18 protein-coding genes are annotated in these 20093 nt (G+C 69.7%); 5 read left to right on the forward strand and 13 right to left on the reverse strand.

What is annotated here, in order from left to right:
• Nucleotides 1-4 precede the first annotated feature (4 nt).
• The 3 genes from EJP67_RS19865 to EJP67_RS19875 all read left to right on the forward strand — a co-directional run bounded on the left by EJP67_RS19865 (nucleotide 5) and on the right by EJP67_RS19875 (nucleotide 3404).
• Nucleotides 5-2170, forward strand: a complete 2166-nt coding sequence (locus EJP67_RS19865) for a TonB-dependent receptor (protein ID WP_126023418.1) — start codon at nucleotides 5-7, stop codon at nucleotides 2168-2170.
• A 120-nt stretch (nucleotides 2171-2290) separates the two neighbouring features.
• A complete protein-coding gene (locus tag EJP67_RS19870; RefSeq protein WP_126023419.1) occupies nucleotides 2291-2719 on the forward strand; it encodes an SEL1-like repeat protein in 429 nt (142 codons plus the stop codon).
• 163 nt (nucleotides 2720-2882) lie between these two features.
• Nucleotides 2883-3404 carry a lipocalin family protein gene (locus EJP67_RS19875; protein WP_126023420.1) on the forward strand — a complete coding sequence of 174 codons (522 nt, stop codon included), beginning with the start codon at nucleotides 2883-2885 and terminating at the stop codon, nucleotides 3402-3404.
• 4 nt (nucleotides 3405-3408) lie between these two features.
• On the opposite strand, the gene metC is transcribed toward EJP67_RS19875, so the two are convergent.
• The 4 genes from metC to EJP67_RS19895 form a co-directional block, all read right to left on the reverse strand.
• Complete coding sequence (gene metC / locus EJP67_RS19880; protein ID WP_126023421.1) at nucleotides 3409-4620, reverse strand: cystathionine beta-lyase; 1212 nt, start codon at nucleotides 4618-4620, stop codon at nucleotides 3409-3411.
• 45 nt (nucleotides 4621-4665) lie between these two features.
• Complete coding sequence (locus EJP67_RS19885; protein ID WP_126023422.1) at nucleotides 4666-5685, reverse strand: Bug family tripartite tricarboxylate transporter substrate binding protein; 1020 nt, start codon at nucleotides 5683-5685, stop codon at nucleotides 4666-4668.
• 59 nt (nucleotides 5686-5744) lie between these two features.
• The gene (locus EJP67_RS19890) at nucleotides 5745-7328 is read right to left on the reverse strand and encodes a rhodanese-like domain-containing protein (RefSeq protein WP_126023423.1); all 1584 of its coding nucleotides are present in this window, start codon (nucleotides 7326-7328) and stop codon (nucleotides 5745-5747) included.
• Between the two features lie 87 nt (nucleotides 7329-7415).
• The gene (locus tag EJP67_RS19895; protein ID WP_126023424.1) at nucleotides 7416-8009 is read right to left on the reverse strand and encodes a cysteine dioxygenase family protein; all 594 of its coding nucleotides are present in this window, start codon (nucleotides 8007-8009) and stop codon (nucleotides 7416-7418) included.
• 108 nt (nucleotides 8010-8117) lie between these two features.
• On the opposite strand from EJP67_RS19895, the gene EJP67_RS19900 reads away from it, so the two are divergent.
• On the forward strand, nucleotides 8118-8996 hold the full coding sequence (locus EJP67_RS19900; protein WP_126023425.1) for a LysR substrate-binding domain-containing protein: 879 nt from the start codon (nucleotides 8118-8120) through the stop codon (nucleotides 8994-8996).
• A 5-nt stretch (nucleotides 8997-9001) separates the two neighbouring features.
• Here the strand turns inward: EJP67_RS19900 and EJP67_RS19905 are convergent, their stop codons facing one another.
• The 8 genes from EJP67_RS19905 to EJP67_RS19940 all read right to left on the reverse strand — a co-directional run bounded on the left by EJP67_RS19905 (nucleotide 9002) and on the right by EJP67_RS19940 (nucleotide 17126).
• Nucleotides 9002-10546 carry a GGDEF domain-containing protein gene (locus EJP67_RS19905; protein WP_126023426.1) on the reverse strand — a complete coding sequence of 515 codons (1545 nt, stop codon included), beginning with the start codon at nucleotides 10544-10546 and terminating at the stop codon, nucleotides 9002-9004.
• A gap of 148 nt (nucleotides 10547-10694) precedes the next feature.
• Complete coding sequence (locus tag EJP67_RS19910) at nucleotides 10695-11513, reverse strand: GNAT family N-acetyltransferase (RefSeq protein ID WP_126023427.1); 819 nt, start codon at nucleotides 11511-11513, stop codon at nucleotides 10695-10697.
• A gap of 14 nt (nucleotides 11514-11527) precedes the next feature.
• Complete coding sequence (locus tag EJP67_RS19915) at nucleotides 11528-12625, reverse strand: hypothetical protein (protein ID WP_126023428.1); 1098 nt, start codon at nucleotides 12623-12625, stop codon at nucleotides 11528-11530.
• A complete protein-coding gene (locus tag EJP67_RS19920) occupies nucleotides 12625-13572 on the reverse strand; it encodes a methyltransferase (protein WP_126023429.1) in 948 nt (315 codons plus the stop codon). The genes EJP67_RS19915 and EJP67_RS19920 overlap by 1 nt, the downstream gene beginning before the upstream one ends.
• On the reverse strand, nucleotides 13569-14471 hold the full coding sequence (locus tag EJP67_RS19925; protein WP_126023430.1) for an iron-containing redox enzyme family protein: 903 nt from the start codon (nucleotides 14469-14471) through the stop codon (nucleotides 13569-13571). The genes EJP67_RS19920 and EJP67_RS19925 overlap by 4 nt, the downstream gene beginning before the upstream one ends.
• 117 nt (nucleotides 14472-14588) lie before the next feature.
• Nucleotides 14589-15419 (reverse strand): urease accessory protein UreD, encoded by an 831-nt coding sequence (locus EJP67_RS19930; protein ID WP_126023431.1) that lies wholly within the window; start codon nucleotides 15417-15419, stop codon nucleotides 14589-14591.
• A gap of 136 nt (nucleotides 15420-15555) precedes the next feature.
• Nucleotides 15556-16089, reverse strand: a complete 534-nt coding sequence (locus EJP67_RS19935) for a nucleoside deaminase (RefSeq protein WP_126023432.1) — start codon at nucleotides 16087-16089, stop codon at nucleotides 15556-15558.
• Complete coding sequence (locus tag EJP67_RS19940; RefSeq protein WP_126023433.1) at nucleotides 16086-17126, reverse strand: ABC transporter substrate-binding protein; 1041 nt, start codon at nucleotides 17124-17126, stop codon at nucleotides 16086-16088. Before EJP67_RS19940 ends, EJP67_RS19935 begins: the two co-directional genes overlap by 4 nt.
• A gap of 348 nt (nucleotides 17127-17474) precedes the next feature.
• On the opposite strand from EJP67_RS19940, the gene EJP67_RS19945 reads away from it, so the two are divergent.
• The gene (locus tag EJP67_RS19945; RefSeq protein WP_126023434.1) at nucleotides 17475-18560 is read left to right on the forward strand and encodes an aromatic ring-hydroxylating dioxygenase subunit alpha; all 1086 of its coding nucleotides are present in this window, start codon (nucleotides 17475-17477) and stop codon (nucleotides 18558-18560) included.
• Between the two features lie 130 nt (nucleotides 18561-18690).
• On the opposite strand, the gene EJP67_RS19950 is transcribed toward EJP67_RS19945, so the two are convergent.
• Nucleotides 18691-19992, reverse strand: a complete 1302-nt coding sequence (locus EJP67_RS19950; RefSeq protein ID WP_126023435.1) for a D-amino acid dehydrogenase — start codon at nucleotides 19990-19992, stop codon at nucleotides 18691-18693.
• Nucleotides 19993-20093: the final 101 nt, after the last annotated feature.

Here is a 20093-nt window from a genome sequence, read left to right on the forward strand (position 1 = left end):
TGCCATGTCCGTCCGTTCTCGCGCGCCGCGCCTTCAGCTTCGCCTGCGCAATCCGTCCCTGATCGTCGCCGCCCTGGCCGCTGCCCATTGCGCGGCCCAGGCCCAGGGCTCCGACGCCACGCTCAAGGAGGTGACCGTCACTTCCGAACAGGATGTCGGCTACGCGCCTTCCGTCGGCAGCACGGCCACCAAGGGCAGCGCGCCGCTGCGCGACATTCCGCAGGCCGTCAACGTGCTGCCGGCGCAACTGCTGCGCGACCAGGGCGCGACCTCGATGCAGGACGCGCTGCGCAACGCGCCCGGCGTGTCGTTCAACGCGGGCGACGGCCAGCGCGACCAGGTGGTGATCCGCGGCTTCACCGCCATTGCCGACTGGTTCGTCGACGGCGTGCGCGACGACGCGCTGTACTTCCGCGACCTGTCGGACACCGAGCGCATCGAAGTGCTCAAGGGGCCGGCGGCCGTGCTGTACGGCCGCGGCTCGTCGGGCGGCCTCGTCAACCGCGTGACCAAGAAGCCGATCTTCGAGCGCCCCTTCGGCGAGGTGTCGCTCGGCCTGGGCTCGCACGACTTCAAGCGCGCCACCGCAGACCTCAACACGCCCATCGGCGAGAACATGGCCTTCCGCCTCAACGTGGCGCGAGAGAAGTCGGGCAGCTACCGCGACCAGCAGTTCATCGACCGCTACAACATCGCGCCTTCGCTGGCCATCAAGTTCAGCCCGCAGACGGACCTGCTGCTGCAGTACACCAACGCCCACGACCAGCGCCTCACCGACTTCGGCATCCCGGCGCTCAACGGCCGCCCCGTGAACGTGCCCATCGGCACCTACTACGGCTCGGCGTTCGCGAAGCGCGACGACACCACCACGACCAAGGTGCAGTCGTTCACCGCCACGCTCAACCACCGCTTCAGCGATGCGCTGACCCTGCGCAACACCACGCGCTACTACAGCTACAAGCTGGACCGCTTCAACACCCTGCCCAGCGGCACCACCGACCCGGTGCGCCTCACGGTCGGCCGCACGCGCGGCTTCGTCGACCGCGACGAGAGCGGCTGGTTCAACCAGACCGACCTGACCTGGCGCAACGAGCTCGGCGGCTTCAGGCAGGAATGGCTGATCGGCGCGGAGTTCGGCCAGCAGGACAAGCGCCTGTACTCGGTGAGTTCGGCCACCGGCTACGAGCGCGTGAGCATCCTGAACCCGGTGGCCGTGCCGGCGCCGCTGCCGCTTTCGAGCTACACGGCCGCCAGCGCGATTCCGAGCAACTCCACGTTCAAGACTGCCGCGCTCTATGCGCAGAACCAGATCACGCTGGCACCGCAGTGGAAGGCGCTGGTGGGTGGCCGCTACGACGTGTTCGGGCAGGACACCTCCTTCGAGCGCACGCTCGCGCCGCTGTCTCGCACCGACCGCAAGTTCAGCCCGCGCGCGGGCCTGGTCTGGCAGCCGAGCGAAACCCAGTCGTACTACGTGTCGTACAGCCGCTCGTTCCAGCCTTCGGCCGAGACCTTCGCGCTGTCGGCCAGCAACACCGCCAACGACCCCGAGATCACGGTGAACAAGGAGATCGGCGCCAAGCTCGACTTCCTCGACGGCGCGCTCAATGTCACCGCGGCGCTGTTCAACCTGGAGCGCTCGGGCATCAAGAACACCGACCCGGCCAACCCCGCGCGGCAGATCAACGTCGGCACGCAGCGCACCAACGGCATGGAGCTGGCGCTGGCCGGCAAGCTGCCGGGCCGCTGGGACATCAGCGCGGGCTACGCGTATCTCGACGGGCGCATGACCAGGTCGCTGGCCACGGTGAGCTCGCTGCAGTTGCCGATCGGCCCGGCGATGCCGGTGCAGGGCAAGATCGCGCCGCTCACGCCGCGGCACTCGGCCTTCGTGTGGCTCATGAAGGACCTGGGCAACGGCCTGAGCGCCGGCGGCGGCGTCAACTACGTGGCCTCGCGCTACGCGTCGCTGAGCAACCTCGTCACGCTGCCCTCGTACGTCACGGCCGACCTGGCCGCGAGCTACAAGACCGGGCGCTACGAGATCTCGGCGAACCTGAAGAACATCACCAACCGCAAGTACTACGTGTCGGCGCACGGCAGCGTGGACAACCTGATCATGCCGGGCCCGGGGCGCGAACTGCAGGTGATGCTGACCGCGAAGTTCTGATCCCGGATGCGGTTGCGGGCTCAGTCTGCGGCTGAGCCCGCCTGCGCGAATTCCAGCTTTTCCGTTCGGCGCCGCGGCGCGACGATGCCTCCACGACAACAACGTCCGTGGAGCCCATCGATGCCAACCGAACAACTCGACCTCGGCCGGATGACCGGCCTCTCGCTGCGCCTGCGTGTGGTGCTCTCGGGCGCGCTGATGCTGGCGGCCGCGATCAGCGCGGCGCGTCCTTCGGGCGCGGACATCGACCTGCAGGCCGAGCAGCGCTTCCAGCTTGCGCTGGAGGCCCAGGCCGCTCGCGACTACCGCGCCATGCTCCAGCACCTGCGCGATGCCGCCACGGACGGCCACGCCGAGGCGCAGGAGATGCTCGGGATGGTGCTGATGACCGGCCCCGCGCTCTACGGCACCGCCGTGAAGGCCGACCGCTGCGAGGCCGGCGAATGGATGCGCCGCGCGGCGGTGCAGGGCAGCGAGACGGCGAAGGTGCAGCTGACCTTCCTGAACCGCCTGCGCAGTTCGCCCGACGGGCGCCGCGCCTGCGGCTGAAGGGCCGGGCGCCCGATCATGGGCGAAGGCGCCGTCCGACGCAGGCCTGCCGGGGAGGTCGCTAGGCTGGGGCTCTTCCATCGGAGGCACGAGCAAGATGAAGCGACACCCGAAACACCCATTGGCCGGCCCGGCTCTTCTCATCGCGGCAGGCGTGGCGGCGATGCTCCTGGTTACCGGGTGCGCGGTGTCGCCGCCCACCATCCCGACGGCGAAGCAGGTCGACCTGCAGCGCTTCATGGGCGACTGGTACGTGATCGGCAACATCCCGACGCGGCCGGAACGCGATGCCTTCAACGCAGTGGAGTCGTACACGCTGCAGCCCGACGGCCGCATCGACACCCGCTTCCGCTACCGCGAAGGCGGCTTCGACGGCCCGCTCAAGACCATGAACCCGGTGGGCCGCGTGGTGCCCGGCACCGGCAACGCGGTGTGGGGCATGCAGTTCGTGTGGCCGGTGAAGGCGGAGTACGTGATCGTCGACGTCGACAAGGACTACGGCCTGACGATCATCGGCCGCAGCAAGCGCGACTACGCGTGGATCATGGCGCGCACGCCGAGCATTCCCGAGCCGGCCTACGAGGCGGCGGTCGCGCACCTCAAAGGGCTGGGGTATTCGGTCGAGAACCTGCGCCGCGTGCCCCAGCGCTGGCCCGAGGAACAGGCCGGCGCCGCGAAGCAGTAGCCATTCAGGCGCCGCTGGCAGAGGCCATCGCCTCGAAGCCGCGCGCCAGGTCCGCCGTCAGGTCCTGCGGCGATTCCAGCCCGACATGCAGCCGCACCACCGCGCCGCGCCCGCACCAGTCGGTCACGCTGCGCGCGGCGCGCATGTTGGTCCAGGCGACGAGGCTCTCGTAGCCGCCCCATGAGGAGCCGCGGCCGAAGAGCCTGAGCGCATCGACGAAACGCTCGACCGCCGCGTTCCCGACGCCCGGCCGCAGCTCGATCGACAGCAGCCCGTTCGTGCCGCTGCAATCGCGCTTCCAGATCTCGTGCCCCGGATGCTGCGGCAGCGCGGGGCAGAACACGGTCGCCACTTCGGGCCGCTCCTGCAGCCAGTGCGCCACTTCCAGCGCATGCCGCTCGTGCATCTGCAGCCGCGCCGAGAGGGTGCGCATGCCGCGCAGCACCAGCCATGCATCGTCGGGGCTCACGGTCATGCCGAAGGCGTCGCAGCGTTCGTTGAGCGGGCGCCATGCGGCCTCGGTGGTGGCGACGGTGCCCATCATCACGTCGGAGTGGCCTGAGAGGTACTTGGTCGCGGCCATCGTCGAGATGTCGGCGCCCAGCGCGAGCGGGCGGTACTGGACGCCGGAGCCCCAGGTGTTGTCGGCCGCGAGCAGCGCACCGCGTGCATGCGCCAGCTCGGCCAGCTTCGGCAGGTCGCACATCTCATAGACCAGCGAGCCGGGGCATTCGGCGTACACCAGCCGCGTGTTCGGCTCGAACAGTTCCTCGATGCCGCTGCCGTCCGCCGCGAAGAAGGTGCTGCGGATGCCGTAGGGCTCCAGGAAGGAATGCACGAGGTTGCGCGTGGGCTCGTACACGCTGTCGGACATCAGCACGTGGTCGCCCGGCTTCAGGTACGACAGCAGCACCATGCCGATGGCCGCGAGGCCGGTCGGGAAAAGCCGCGTGCGCCAGGCGCCTTCGAGCTCGCTCACCGCGTCTTCCAGCGCGAAGGTGGTGGGCGTGCCGCGCGCGCCGTAGCTGAAGATGCGCTCCTCGTCGCGCCGCGCGCGAGCGTCGCGCATGGCGCCCACGCTGTCGAAGAGCACGGTGCTGGCGCGCACCAGCGGCGTGTTGACGGGCACGCCTCCGGCATGGGACGGGGACTTGCCGGTGCGGGTGAGGCGGGTGTCCAGCGTCAGGCCGGAGGAAGCGTGGTGCGAGTCGGGCATCGTGTTCTGCTGGAAAGGCGAATCTGGGCCGCTATGTTGCTTCAATCAGTCGGCGCGCGCACCCGAAAGCTTGACGATGCGCGACCAGCGCTCAATGTCCTGCTTCAGCTGCGCAGCAAAAGCATCGGGCGTGCTGGCCACCACTTCGCTGCCGCCGTCGGTGACGAGCTTTGTCACCTCGGGCAGGCGCAGGGTGCGCACGATGGCTTCGTTGAGGAAGGCCACGCGCTCCGGCGGCGTGCCGGCGGGGGCGAAGAAGCCATACCAGTCCTCGAAGCGCGCGCCGGCATAGCCCAGCTCTTCCAGCGTGGGCACCTTGGCGAACACGCCGATGCGGCGCGGGCTGGTCACGGCCAGCACGCGCAGCTTGCCGCCTTGCACCATGCCCGCCACCGACGCGGTGGATGTCACCATCACGTCGACCTGTCCGCCGATCAGGTCGGTCAGTGCCGGCCCGGCGCCCTTGTAGGGCACGTGCGTCATCTCCACGCCGTTGTCCTTGGCGAGCACCACGCCCACCAGGTGCGACAGCGTGCCGTTGCCCGGCGTCGCGTAAGTCACTTTGCCGGGGCTTGCCTTGGCCTTGGCGGCGAGGTCGGCGAAGCTCTTGAGGGGCGAGTTGGCCTCCACCACCAGCGCGAGCGGCGCGGCGTTGATCTGCGTGATGGGCACGAAGTTCTTGATCGGGTCGAAGCCCGGCGAGGCATACAGCGAGGGGTTCACGGCCATGATCGACACCTGCGAAGTGAGCACGGTGTAGCCGTCGGGCTTGGCGTCGGCCACCGCCTTGGCGCCGATGTTGCCGCCCGCGCCGCCGCGGTTGTCGACCAGGGCGGCCTGTCCCATGATCTCCGGCAGCTTGGTGGTGACCAGTCGCGCCGTCGCGTCGTTGCCGCCGCCCGGCGGGAAGGGCGAGATGAACTTCACCGGCTGCGACGGGAAGCCGTTGCGCGGCGCCATCGGCTCGGCGGTGGCTGGCTGGAGTGCGAGCGCCGCGAGCCAGGCGGCTGCGGCGGCAAGTCTGGCGATATGGGCGATGTGCGGGATGCGGCTGGCGAACGACATGACGGAACTCCTGGAATAGGAACTGACAAGGACGAACAGAAAGCGGGACCGATGAGGGCTCAGGCGTGCGATGCGGTGCCCGGCAGCCGGAAGGCCGCGCGCTCCTGCGCGTCGAGCTGCGCGACGAGGCCGGTCTCCCAGGCGAGGTAGCGGCGCGCGGCCTCCTTGTTGCCGTCGTGGCGGTCGTGCACGAAGAACAGGTAGTCGATGCAGTCCGCGTCGGCGGGCAGCGCGGGCGTGGCCTTCACGGGCAGGCCTGCGGCGCTCCAGGCGGCCATGCCGCCGGACAGCAGCAGCGGGGCGGGCGAGACGCCGGCGAGTTCGCAGGAGGCTGCCCATGCGGCGAGCGCCGCGTCGTCGGCAACCAGCACGAGCTGGCGGGGCTCGCCTTTGAGGTCGGCGGCGAGGCGCGGGCGGATCGACCAGCGCGCCTGCGCGATATGGCCGGCGCGAAACTGCATGCTGCCGCGCAGGTCGATCACGGCCACGTCGTCGCGCTCGATGCGCGCTGCGAGCGTCTTCGCATCGATGGTGTCGAGCGCGGGTGCGGCAGGCGCCTCAGCCGGCGTGAGAGCCAGCCCGCTCGCCAGCCCGCCTTCGAGCACGCTCGCGTCGTGCCCCATCTGCCGCAGCCAGCTCGCGATGGTGGGCGCGCGAACGCCGTCGCTGTCGAACAGCACCAGCCGCGCGCCGCGCACGCCGAAATACTGGTCGCCGGCCTGCATCAGCTGGCCGCCGGGCGTGTGCTGCGCGCCGGGCAGGCTGCCGGCTGCGAATTCCTCCGGCGTGCGCACGTCGCAGAGGAAGAGGCTGCGGCTCGCGTCGTCGGCCCATTGGCGCACCGTCTGCGCGTTCACGCTGGGAACGTCGAAGCGCGCTGCGAGCGCCTTGGCGGCGGGGCGCAGGTCGGTGTTGCCGCTGTCGTCGGCATAGCGCTGCGTGCCGCCGTGCTCCAGCTTGTGGTCGTTGAGGTACCAGCCCTGCGTGCCGTTCTCCAGTGCATACACCGGGTTGGGCAGCCCGAGGTTGATGAGCGTCTGCGCGCCGATGATGCTGCGCGTGCGGCCCGCGCAGTTGATGACGATGGGCGTGGTGGTGTCGGGCACCAGCCGGCGCACGCGGTAGGCGAGCTCGCCGTTGGGGCAGCAGGTGGCGCCGGGGATGTTCATCTTGCGGAACTCGCCGGTGGGGCGGCCGTCGAGCACCACCACCTTGTCCTTGCGCGCCAGCATGTCGGCCAGCTGGTCGGCGCTGACGCGCGGCGTGTGATAGACCTCCTCGGCCAGTTCGCCGAAGGTCTTCGAAGGTAGGTTGACGCCCGCGAAGAGCACGTAGCCCGCGGCCTTCCATGCGCGGGCGCCGCCCTGCAGCACGTGCACGTCGGTGTAGCCCAGCGCGGCGAGCCGTGCCGCGGCGCGCTCGGCGACCTCGCCGCCGTCGCCCTCGTCGTAGACCACCGTGCGCACGCCGCGCCGCGGCACGAGGCGCGGTGCGTCGATCTCCAGCCGGCTGAAGGGCAGGGGAATGCCGTAGAACAGGTGGGCTTCGCCGTACTGGCCGTGCTCGCGCACGTCGAGCAGCGCGATCTCGCCGCCGTCGTGCAGCCAGGATTTGAGGGTCTTCGGGTCGATGAAGAGAGTCATGAGAGCGAGTCGTTAGGACGAATGAAGCCCTGCGAGGCCGCCAGTGCGGCCCGCATGAAGAACGGGAAAGGGTGAAAGGAAGAGTGGCTAGCGGCGCGTCTGCACGCCGATGCCCATGGTCTGGTACGTGCCGGCTTCCAGGTCGTAGGCGGTGCGGCTGTTCAGCGTTTCGAGCGCGCGGCCGTACATGTGCAAGTGGCGGATCACCTGCTCGCCCTGGATCTCCACCGAGTGGATGTCCTCGGGCATCAGCGCGATGCCCTTGCCCGGCGCCACGACCACCAGCTCGGTCTGCTTCAGCTTGCCCACGCCCGGCACGCTGCCGTCGTCGGTGCGCTCGTAGACGCGGTTGTGCTCGGTGCCTTCCACCGCCGCGATGCAGGCCCAGGTGGTGTGGTTGTGCGGCACGATCTTCTTGCCCGGGCGCATCACGTTCAGGTAGAGCGCGTAGCTCTGGTCGGCGTCTTCGGCGATCAGGTAGCGGGCCTGGTGCTCGCCGGCCTCTGGTGGGGGAAAGTCGGCAGCGCCCCAGTATTCGGTGTGCGTGGCCAGGCCCTGCAGCGCGTCGAGCACCACGGCGAGCTTCTCGCGGGTGGGCTCGCCGCCGCCGATGGCCTTCTTCATGGTGGCGATGGACGCCTCGACGGCCTGGCTGCGTTGCTCGGACGGGGTGCTGCTCATTCGGTCTTTCTCCAGTGGGGTTGCCTGTTCGATGTGCGTCCACTGTAGTGACGGGGGCGTGACGCAACAATCCAGCTGGCGCAGGAAACACTTCAATAAAATTAATACATGCCCACGCTCGATCTCGAACTGCTGCGCTCCTTCGCGGCCGTCGTCAGCCATCACAGCTTCGCGGCGGCGGCGGTGCACCTGGGGCGCACGCAGTCGGCGATCACGCAGCAGATGCAGCGGCTGGAGGAGCAGATCGGCCACCCGCTCTTCGCCAAGCAGGGGCGGCAGAAGCGGCTGACGGAGCACGGCGAGAGACTGCTGACCTACGCGCACCACATGCTGGCGCTGAACGACGAGGCGCTGCGCAGCCTGCGGCAGGGCCAGCTCGAAGGCAACCTGCGCATCGGCGCGCCGCACGACGTGGCCGAGACCATGCTGCCGCTGCTGCTGGCCGAGGTTGCGCGCACATCGCCGCTGCTGCAGCTCGACATCCACATCGGCCGCAGCCCCTACCTGATGACTTCGCTCAAGAGCGGCGAGGTCGACATGATCATCTCCAACCGCGCCGACGCGCAGTCGCAGTTCGAAGGCGTGGTGCTGCGCAACTCGCCCACCGTGTGGCTGTGCGCCGCAAGCTACGTGCACGACCCGGCCAAGCCGGTGCCGCTCATCATGGCCGACGGGCCCAGCATCTTCCGCCGCATCGGCCACGAGGCGCTCGACACCGCGGGCGTGGCCTGGACGCCGCGCTACACATCGTCGAGCCTGATCGGCATCAAGGCCGCGCTGCGCGCCGGGCTGGGCGTGACTGCGCGCGGCGTGGAGCAGCTCGACGCCGGCTTGCGCGTTCTCGGCGCCGGCGACGGCATGCCGAGGCTGCCCGACCTGGCCTACTACCTCTACGTGCGCAGCCACGTGGTGAACCCGGTCACGCGCCAGGTGTTCGAGACGCTGAAGAAGCAGCTGCGGCTGCCGCGCACGGACATGCCGGCGTAGCTCGGTCAACCCTCGGTGGACACGCCCCTCATCGCATAGCTGCCGCGCCCGCCCTGCTTGGCCCGGTACATGGCCTTGTCGGCCGCGGCGAGCAGGTCGCGCGGCGCCTCGCTCCCGTTGCCCAGCGCGATGCCGACCGACACGCCGATCGCCATGCCGGCCTGCTCCTGCGGCAGCGGCTCGGTGATCGCGTCGATGCACCGCTGCGCCAGCGCCAGCGCGCCCTGTTCGGCGGGCTCCTTGAGGCCGGTGGCGAGCAGCACGAATTCGTCGCCGCCGATGCGGGCCACCGTGTCCGTCTGCCGCACCAGTTCCTGCAGCCGGCGCGCGATTTCCTGCAAGGCCCTGTCGCCGGCCTCGTGGCCGAAGGTGTCGTTGAGGCTCTTGAAGCCGTCGAGGTCGAGATACAGCACCGCCACCATGTGCCCCTGCCGCCCGGCGTGGGCCAGCGCCTGCTGCAGCCGGTCGTCCAGCAGCTTGCGGTTGGGCAGGCCGGTCAGCGTGTCGTGGTGGGCGAGGCGCTCCAGCGCCTCCTGGTTGTCGAGCAGCTTGGCCAGCAGGCGGTTGAAGGCCTGCGTGAGATGGCCGATCTCGTCGTCGCGCACCACCTTCAGCGGCGCGAGCGGGAGTTCGCCGCGGGTCATGCGGTCGGCCTGGTCGGCGGCGCGGAACAGCGGTCGCAGCAGCCAGGCCATGACCACGCCGAGCACGATGAGCACTGCCGACACCGCGGGCCCACGCTGCGCCAGGATGAAGGACTGCATCCGCCCCACCGGCGCCAGCGCCTCCGCGACGGGCAGCCGCGCCACCACGAACCAGCCGCTCGTAGGCACCGAGGCGATGGCGGAGATTTCGTCGATGCCCTTGGCGTTGCGCGTCGTCCCGCTGCCGCGAAAGCCCGCCATGGCGCGGTCGTGCAGCAGGTTCACGCCATCCGGCGGCGTGGGCTTGAGGGACATCGATACGTCCGTGGAAGCGACGAAGAGCCGGTCGCGCGGCGAGATCACGAGAATGCCGCCGGACTGGCCCACCCGCCCATCCTGCAGATGGTCGAGCAGGCCGTCGGCCGTGAGGTCGGCGGTGCCCAGCAGAACCGCGACAACCTGGCCGGCGCCGTTGCGCATGGGCACGGCCATGGGCAGCGCCGAGTGCCCCGAGGGCGTGGCGTGAGGACGGCCCACCGCGCGCTGCCCGGCGAGCGCGGCGGTGAATTCCGGACTGTCCGTGACCAGCTGTCCGGCATCGTCGAGCCGCTTGCCGCTGGTGTCGGCGACTGTCAGTCCGAGGGGGACGAGGGCGCTCAGCGTGCTGCGTTCGGCGAGCCATGCCCGCAGCTGCCCGGGCTGCGCCAGGAGTTCGGGCGGCACGGCGTCCGCCAGCCGCTCCAGGAACGACAGCCGCTCGCCCAGGTAGTTGTCGACGTCGCGGGCCACGTAGGTGGCCAGCGCCGTCTGCTGCGTCGCCACCGACCTGGTGAGGTCCTCGCGCAGGAAGCGGGTGAGCTGGATGTAGCTGGCGGCGGTGCCCACGACCGCCATCACCAGACCCATGACGAGCAGACGGAAAACCAGGCTGTTTGCGGATTTTCGGAGATTCACTCTGGCGTCGGGTCTGGAGGCGGGTAGGTGCGGGACTGTATCCGAAGCGCTGCCCAGGCCCTTCTTTGGGCCTCCTTCCGCCTTTGTCCGTCGGCCGGATTCAGCTCGCCATGCCGAAGAAATGCTGCCGGTAGCGCGGCGCCACGTCGTCCACCCGGAGCATCAGCGGCAGGTCGGCCGTGTTGAAGGCGACGTCGAGCGCGGGTGGTCCGAGCAGGCGCGCGCCGCAGCGCAGGTAGCCCTTGATGAGCGGCGGAGCGGCCGGCGGCGGCGTGTCGCTGTCGGCATCGCTGTCGGGCTCGGCGTCCAGCGGCAGCGCGATGCGCGGCTCCACGCGCCAGCGCTCTTCCACCAGGTGGGTACGGCACAGCCGGTGCCACAGCCGCGCGGCGCTCGCGCCCTGGTCGTCCAGGCCGATGCTGGCGCAGCCGATCATGGTGTCGAGCGCGTGGTCGACCATGTACTGCCCCAGCGCGGCCCACAGCGCCATGATGACGCTGCCCGAGCGCCAGTCGGCGTCCACGCAGGAGCGGCCCAGCTCCAGCGCGTTGCCGCGCAGCGGGGCGAGCGGGGAGAGATCGAACTCGGTATCGGTGTAGAAGCCGCCGGCCCTGCGTGCGGCGCCCGGCGTGAGCACGCGGTAGGTGCCGATGAGCGGGCCGGGCCCGTTCACCGGGTCGACCGAGCGCACCAGCAGGTGGTCGCAGTAGCTGTCGAAGCGGTCGGCGTCGAGGCCGGGCGGGGTGCCTTCAGGCGGCGTGAGGTGCGCGCCCATCTCCAGTGCGAACACCCGGAAGCGCAGGCGCTGGGCGTCGCGCACATCGTCCTCGCAGTCGGCCCAGCGGGTTTCCAGCGCGGGCATGGCGGCGGGCGAAGTGAACGAACGGTCGGGCTGGGCTTGCGAAGAGGCGATGTGCATGTGCGTGTGGCCACTCAGTTGGAGGGTGGATAGCGGCCGACCAGGCGGTTCTGCCGCCGGTTGAGCCGTGCGAGCGCGAGCAGGCCGATGGGCCGCACGCCGGCCTTGCGCTGCGCCGCGCCAATGGCGAACAGCAGCCGCTGCTTGGCGAAGACCATGCGCAAGCCCTGGATCACGCCGATGTCCGGGTCCCAGGCCTCGATGGCCTCGGAGCCCGCGCCGTTGACTTCCATGATCGTGAAGCCGCGCCCGGCGGCGAGTTCGCGCAGGCTCTCGTAGCGCACGTCGAAGCGGCCGAAGCGGAAGTCGGGCATGTCGCGCGCGACGGCGTCGACGGCGCGCACCAGTTCGGCGGTGATGAGCGCCGCGGCGTCGCGGTAGAGCCCCCCGACGCGGGTGGAGCCGATGGTGGCAAGCCGCACCTGCTGCCCGGCCGCCGGCACGCTGCCGAACGGTACGCTGCATTCGTGGCGCGGCGAGCGCGCGATGCGGCGCGCCCGCACGTCGGCCGCCACGAGCTGGGCCACCGTGCTGCGGCCGTCGCCCGTCACGCGAGGAAAGTAGCGCAGCGCCAGCCCGACGATGCGGCCTTCGCCGGTGACCGGATCGCGCGCGTAGAAGATGCCGGCCTCGCCATCCTGCGGCAGGTAGCGCTGCAGCACCACCGTCTCGCCATGAGGAAAGACCGCCAGGTACGCCAGCAGGGCAGCCATGTCCGGCAGCAGGCGCACGCCGTAGCCGCACAGGCCGAGGTCGGGCTTGGCGACCAGCGGGAAGCAAAGGCCCTCCGCGGCGATCGTTTGCCGCAGCGATTCCTCCGTCGCCGTGTCGTCGTTGAACACCGCGCAGTAGTCGGCCGTGACCGAGCGCGCCAGCGGCCCCATGCCCCGGAAGTATTCGAGCTTGCCTTCGCCCGCCATGCCGCCCGAAGTGATGTGCGGATTCGCCGCGCAGGGCACGGTGGCGCCGCCATGGCGCAGCGAGAGCCACAGCCACTGCACCACCAGCGGCACGCAGATGAGCCACTTGGGCATGCGCTCCAGCACGCTGCATTCGCGCACCACGGCCAGCCGCGAGGCTTCGGCGCCGCCAAGCTCCAGTTCCGCGGCCATCACCCGGCCTCCGGCCTGCGCGTGGCGACAAGGCCCACGGCGGCGATGCGGTCGATGTGCGCGTACACCGGCCGCTCCAGCTCCTCGCCGAACACGTCGGGGTCGATCTCGGCGTACGACCACTCGAAGGCGGGCGCCGCCAGCAGTGGCCGTATCTCGGCGAGGAAGGGGTCTTCGCCGTCGACCATCGCCACGCCGGTGTAGAGCAGCAGCTGCCCGCCCGGTGCCAGCCGCTTCAGCGACTCGGCCGCGATGCGCGCGCTCAGCGCCCGCCCGAGCCGCGCGCCGCCGTGGCGGTAGGCGCGCTGGGCGGCGTCGTCGAGGTAGGGCGGGTTCGACACGATGAGGTCGAAGTCGCTCTCGACGGCCGAGAGTGCATCGCCCTGCGCGAGCGCGACCTCGACGCCCGCCGCCTCCGCGTTGACGGCCGTGTACTGCAGCGCGAGCGGGTTGATGTCGTTCATCACGATCGTCGCGGGCGTGCCCGTGGCGGCCAGCGCGCGCGCCACCGCGATGCCGCCCGCGCCGCTGCCGCAGCCCACGTCGAGCACGCGCAGCGGCTTGCGTTGCGCCTGATGCCGGTCCAGCGCATGCCGGATGAAGCGCGCGAAGCGGCTGGTGTCGGGGCCGAAGAACACGGCGTTCTCCTCGACCGTGGGGTAGGCCGAGTGAAGGAACAGGTCGTCCCCCAGGCTGGCGATGCGCACCGTGCTGCGCAGCAGCGATCCGGTGCGACGCACGATGCCGGCATGCTCCATGGCGGCCAGCAGTTCCGGCGGCACCGCGCGGGGCTCGAACGACAGGTTCCAGCCGAAGATGTCGCGCAGCGTGGCGCCCGGCTCGCGCCCGCGCCGGGCGAGCACGCGCTGGTGGGTGAGCGGCGTGACGGTGGTGAAGCGATAGCCCGTGCCAGCCACCTGCCGCAGCACATCGGCCGCGTTCATCATGCGGCCAGCTCCTCGGCCTCGCGCAGTTCGGCGCTGTAGCGCTCGAAGCAGCGCTCCCCGCAGGCCAGCCGCATCAGCGCCCCTTCGGCGATGAACTGCCCGCAGGACGGATCGGCCTCGACCAGCGGCCGGATCACCTCGCGCAGCCATGCGCGCGAGTGCGACACGTCGAGCGCCGCGTGCAGGTCGAAATAGGCGCGCGCGCGGGCGCTCAGCCCCAGGCGGCGCATGCCGGTGGCCACCAGCTTCACGCGCCCCGGGGCCGTGAGCTCGATGACGCCGAGCGCGCCGATGGAGTGGTAGGCGTAGCGCCGCGTGGTCGCCAGCGCGACCATGGTGTTGGCGAGCGCCAGCGACTCCCACACGGTGGTGTCGATGGCCGGATGCAGGTCGAGTTCGCGCACCATCTGCTCCAGCATCTGGCTGTGCATGGCGCTTTGCTTGCCGTGCCCCATCTCGTCCCAGAAATTGCGCGCGCACTCCAGCTTGGGCTGCGGCGGCAGCTTGACCTGCGTGCAGGCCAGCAGGTCCTCGAAGCCCGCTTCGCCCGCGGCCTCCTGCGTGAGGAACCATCGCATCTGCGCCAGCGTGGCTTCGCCGGCCAGCCAGTCGAAGAGCGGATGGTGCTGGCCCGGCCCGTTCTGCTCCAGCGACTCGAACCAGGCGACGAAGTGGGCCGCGTTGCCGGTGGAAGCCGATGCCGCCGCCTGCACGGTGGCGCGCAGGGCTTCGAGATGCTCGCCTTCCAGCAGGCGGCAGGCGTGCTCGTCGGCGAGCTCGTCCTTCCACCACGGCGAAGGAATGCCCGGCCTCAGCCGCACGGCGTTGAACCGCGCCAGGCGGCGGTGAAGCTGCGTGCTGGTGTCTGCGCTGGCGTCCGGGGTGTCGTCGGTGGACATGGCCGATCCTCGTCATCCGCTGGGCAAAGGGGCAGAGTGCGCCTTTGCGCGGCGGCTGTCCGTCAGACGGCGCCTACAGATTCGGCCCTGGTGGCCGGTGCGCGTAGAGAAACCGCTTCAGGTCGACCAGATGCGCGGCGTGGCCGCAGGCAGCTGCCACAGCTCGCCACGCCAGGCCTGCCAGACCTGCCGCAGCAGCTGCATCGCGGGCTCGACCACGGGCGCCAGCACGCGCAGCACCACCACCTCGGCATGCGGGCTGGTGGCACCGGCGCTCTCGGCCAGGGGGCTCCCCTCGAGCAGCGTGCGCGCATGCGCGAGCAGGGCATCGCGCCGGGCGCGCGCCACCGGCGAGCCCGCCACGAAGAAGAGCGACGCCATGCAGCGATGGCCGCCGAGGCCGATGGGGCTCTGCAGAAGCCGATGATCGGCCGCGTCGATGCGCCCGCGCTCCAGCCAGGCGCCGGGCACTTCGATGTGCTGCAGGAAGGAGCCTCGCTCGAAGGGCTGGCCGGCGTTGGGCAGGCCCAGCGCGGTCACGTCCCAGCCGATCAGCTCGGCGCCGGGCTCGACCTCGATGCCGAGCCGGTTTTCGGCCTGGCAGCCGCTGTAGCAGATGGCTTCGAGCGGCAGCCATTCGAGCCGCGCGCCTGCCGCAAGGCGGATGCGGGTGCGCTGCAGCGCCAGCTCGCCCTCGCTGCGGTAGAAGCGCGAGGCGCCGGGCGTGGTGATGAGCCCGTGGCTGCCATCGGCGCCCTCGATGTCGATGTCGAGCGTGTCGCCGCCCACCAGCCCGCCGGGCGGATGCACCAGCACGTTGTGGCAGACGGCATCGCCCTCGGGATAAAGGCTCTGCAGGATGCGCAGCGGGCCGTCATGGCGGAAGCGGGCGACGGTGCGGGCGGATTCCTGTTGGTAGGAGAGATGGAGACGGGCGTGCCAGGGCATTGAGAGAGTCTAGAGCGTGCCAGCCGAGCGGATTTTTCGTGGAACACCGCGGAACCGGCTTTGCCGGGCCGCAGGTGTTGCCCCCGGTAGGGGGTTGGCGAAGCGACACGAAGTGCGCGCAGCCTGGGGGCGAGTCCTATTTCCAGGCGCCGTCGTGGGCGGCGCTGGCTTCATCAATGAGAGCGGGGCCGATGCACTCGATGGGATGCGGCGAGGCGCGGAACACGTCGCGGCACGACAGCTCCGCATCGCGCTGGTCCTGCCGCTCGCCACGGAACACGCGCAGCCGTTCGGCGTCGATGCCGAACACCACGCGGCCGATGTTCGACCAGAAGATCGCGCCCGCGCACATCACGCAGGGCTCGCCCGAGGCGTAGAGCGTGGCGCTGGCGAGTTCCTCGCGCGAGAGCCCGCGCCCGGCCAGCGCGCGCAGCGCGTTGACCTCGGCGTGGGCGGTGCAGTCGCCGGTCTCGGTGTTGCTGTTGCCGGCCTCGGAGAGCACTTCTCCGGCGGCAGACACGATGACGCAGCCGAAGGGCCGGTTGCCCCTGCGCCGCGCCGCGTGCGACCACACGATGGCCTTGCGCAGGTAGCGGCCGTCGCGCTCGTCGAGGGCGGTCTCTGGCGGATAGAAGGTGCCGATGCTGTTGCTGTCGATGGAATCGTTCATGCCTTGGAGGATCTGGAAAGAGTGCGTTCGCTGCGCGATGGGAGCATCGAAGTGTTGAAGATGGCGTCGGACGCGGGCTTGACCTTCAGGCCGAAGACTTCGGCCACCTCGTCGACCTGCTGCTCCAGCGTGAGCTTCCTGATGTCGCCGAGGCCATGGCCCTGCGTGTCGGGTGCGCCGACGTACTGCGCGGTAATGCCCCAGCGCTCGAGTTCGATTTTCTCATCGAGGATGGGCTCGCGCTGCCGCATGGCCGCGATGCTCGGCGCCGGGTTGGCGAAGGTCTCGACGATGGCGCGGTTGCTCGCGCGCAGGAAGGCGGCCACCACCTTCGGGTTCTGCGCGATGAGGTTGCTGCCCGCGAGAATGGCGTTGCCGTACAGGTTCACGCCCGCGTCGGCGTACTTGAGCACCGACAGTTCCTCGGGCTTCATGCGCGCGAAGAGCGAGACGGCCGAGTCGTGGAAGTAGGTGGCGGCATCGACGTCGCCGCGCACCATCACGTTGTCGCGCGCGCTGAAGTCCGTGGTCTGCCACTGGAAGGCGTCGGCGCGCATGCCCTGCTTGCGCGCCACCAGCGGCCATGCGCGGCGCGTCGATTCGATGGCGGCGGCCGCGACCTTCTTGCCCGCGAGGCTCTTGAAGTCGCCGGTGATGCCGCGGTCCTTGCGGCCGATGATCGCGAACGGTGCGCGGTTGTAGTACTGGTAGACGGCCTGCACCATCGGCGTGCCGGGGTTCTGCGCGTTGAACTCGACCAGCGAGCTGATGTCGCCCAGCCCCAGCTGGTAGACGCCGCTGGCGATGCGCGTGATGGAGGCGACCGAGCCGGCGCCGGTGTCGATGCTCACGTCCAGCCCTTCGTCCTTGTAGTAGCCCTTGGCCAGCGCGAGGAAGAAGGGCGCGGTCTGCCCGTTGATGCGGAAGTCGAGCGTGAACTTGAGCGGGGTGAGCTTGCCGCCTTGCGCGAGCACGGCAGGAGCGGAGATGGCTGCGATGGTTGCGGTAGTGGCCGCGAGGAAGGATCGACGTTGCATGTGGGGCCTCGGAAGCTTCGTGTCTTGAATCCGGTCGCCGTTTCCCGGTGAAGGAAGAAGGGCGGCGGGCATTTCAAGAGCAATTTCCGGGCGGGCGCACAGTCGTGGTGCGTGCGCTGCTGAACGCTTCTACTCTTGGAGGCGGTGATGCACGAGGCATGCCAAGGGCTTTTGCTCGGGATTGGTCCCCGGGGCTTGGAGGCGTGGCCGGCCGCGCGCACAATCCGGGCGCGCAACTTGCAAGGCAGCTTGCGCAGAGTAGAAGCGTTCAGCCGCCGGCATCGCCGGGTCCAGGCAGGAAATTGCTCTTTCAGTTCGTCCCCACACGACCACAGAAGGAGTCCGCGCATGCTCGTCACCCGTCAACCCGTCTTCCGCAAGTTCTGGCATGCCGTCATGCCGCTCACCGAACTGGCCAACGGCCCGAAGCCCTTCAGGCTGCTGGGCGAAGACATCGTCCTCTTCATCGACTCGGACGGCCAGCCCGCCGCCTTGCGCGACCGCTGCTGCCACCGCACCGCGAAGCTCTCCAAGGGCTGGTGCGTGGACGGCGAAGGCCAGGCCTGCGGCACCGGCGCGATCCAGTGCGGCTACCACGGCTGGACTTACGACCGCAGCGGCCAGGTCATCCGCATCCCGCAGTACGAGGCCGACCGCAGGATCTCGCCCGAGTACCGCACCACCGCCTACCGCTGCACCGCGCGCTACGGCTACGCATGGGTGGCGCTGGAGGAGCCCATCGCCGACATCCCCGCCATTGCGGAGTTCGACGACCCGGGCTACCGCACCATCTTCCAGTTCTACGAAGAGTGGCAGACCAGCCCGATGCGCGCGCTGGAGAACTCCTTCGACAACTCTCACTTCAGCTTCGTGCACCGCGCCACCTTCGGCGTGGCTGCGAGCCCGAAGCCGAGCAAGTACGAACTGGTGGAGAACGACTCGGGCTTCTACGCCGAGACGATCATCGACGCGACCAACCCGGTGAAGTTCCACGCGATCAGCGGCGTGACCGACCCCATCACCACGCGCCACATGCGCAACGCGTACTTCCTGCCGTTCTCGCGCCGGCTCGACATCGAGTACCCCAGCGGCGTGCGCCACATCATCATCAACTGCTTCACGCCCATCGACGACGGCCGCATGCAGCTGTGCCAGTGGCTGTTCCGCAACGACACGGAGGCCGATTGCACCGCGCAGATGCTGATCGACTTCGACGAGGTGATCACGCGCGAGGACAAGGACATCCTCGAATCGACCGATCCCGACGCGCTGGTCGACACGCGCCGGCGCGGCGTGGAGTATTCGATGGAGTCGGACCGGCCCGGGATGCTGATCCGCAAGCACCTGATGCAGCTGCTTGCGAAGCACGGGGAGGCGGAGGTCTATCGCGGGATGGACGAGAACGCCGTGATTCCCATTGCGAAGGCTGCTTGAATTCGGGATCCGACCGCAGAAGAAAGACAAAAGTTACGCAGAAGTCGCAGAAGGGATCAAAAGAATTATTGCTTTTCCTTCTGCGATTTCTGCGTGGTTTTCGCGACTTCTGCGTTCTGGCCCCGCCTCCTCAGGCAGTGACTGAAGCAGGGCGCGGTTGCTGGACGCGCGACGAGCCCGATTCGTAGCGGTCCATCGCCAGGCCGTCGGTGCGGATCTCGGGGCGCTGGCCCATCACCATGTCGGAGATGAGCTTGCCCGAGCCGCAGGCCATCGTCCAGCCCAGGGTGCCGTGGCCGGTGTTGAGGAACAGGTTCGCGTAGCGCGTGCCGCCGATGATGGGGGTGCTGTCGGGCGTCATCGGGCGCAGGCCGGTCCAGAAGGTGGCGTTCGGCACGTCGCCGCCGGGGAACAGGTCGGTGACGACCTTCTCCAGCGTGGCGCGGCGGGCCGGGTTCAGGCGCAGGTCGAAGCCGCCGAGCTCGGCCATGCCGCCCACGCGGATGCGGTTGTCGAAGCGCGTGACGGCCACCTTGTAGGTCTCGTCGAGCACGGTCGACTGCGGCGCGAGCGATTCGTCGAGCAGCGGCACCGTGAGCGAGTAGCCCTTGACCGGGTACACCGGAATGTCCAGGCCCAGCGAGGCGATGGCGGCGCGCGAGTAGCTGCCGAAGGCCATCACGTAGCGGTCGGCCGTGAGGATCTTGCCAGTGGTGGTGCGCACGCCGGTGATGCGGCCGCCGTCGGTCTCGAGCGCGGCGATGGTCTGGCCGAAGCGGAAGTCCACGCCCAGGCCGCGCGCGATCTCGGCGAGGCCGCGGGTGAAGAGGTGGCAGTCGCCGGTCTCGTCGTTGGGCAGCCGCAGGCCGCCGGTGAGCCGGTCGCGCGCGCCGGCCAGCGCGGGCTCGACACGGGCGAGCGCATCGCGGTCGAGCAGTTCATAGGGAACGCCGCATTCCTCGAGCACCGCGATGTCGCGCTGCACCGCGTCGAGCTGGGCCTGCGTGCGGAAGAGTTGCAGCGTGCCGCCGGTGCGCTGCTCGTACTGCAGGCCGGTGTCGGCGCGCAGCTGCTGCAGGCAGCCGCGGCTGTATTCGGCCACGCGCATCATGCGCTCCTTGTTCACCGCATAGGCCTCGGGCGAGCAGTTGCGCAGCATCGCGGCCATCCAGCGCAGCTGGAACAGCGTGCCGTCGGGGCGGATCGACAGCGGCGCGTGCTTCTTGAACATCCACTTGATCGCCTTCAGCGGAATGCCCGGCGCGGCCCACGGCGTGGAGTAGCCGGGAGACACCTGGCCGGCGTTGCCGAAGCTGGTTTCCTCGGCGGGGCCGGCCTGCCGGTCGAGCAGGGTGACTTCGGCGCCCGAGCGGGCGAGGTAGTAGGCCGTGGTGGTGCCGATCACGCCGCCGCCGAGAACGATGACTTTCATGGTGTATTCGCCGATTCAAATGGAATGAATGGAATCTAAAGTCCTCAAGGCAGTGGATTCCACTGATTTACTCGATTCGGCAGTGGAATACACTGCCGCGA

The organism is Variovorax guangxiensis (assembly GCF_003952165.1).
GTDB classification, from domain to species: domain Bacteria; phylum Pseudomonadota; class Gammaproteobacteria; order Burkholderiales; family Burkholderiaceae_C; genus Variovorax; species Variovorax guangxiensis.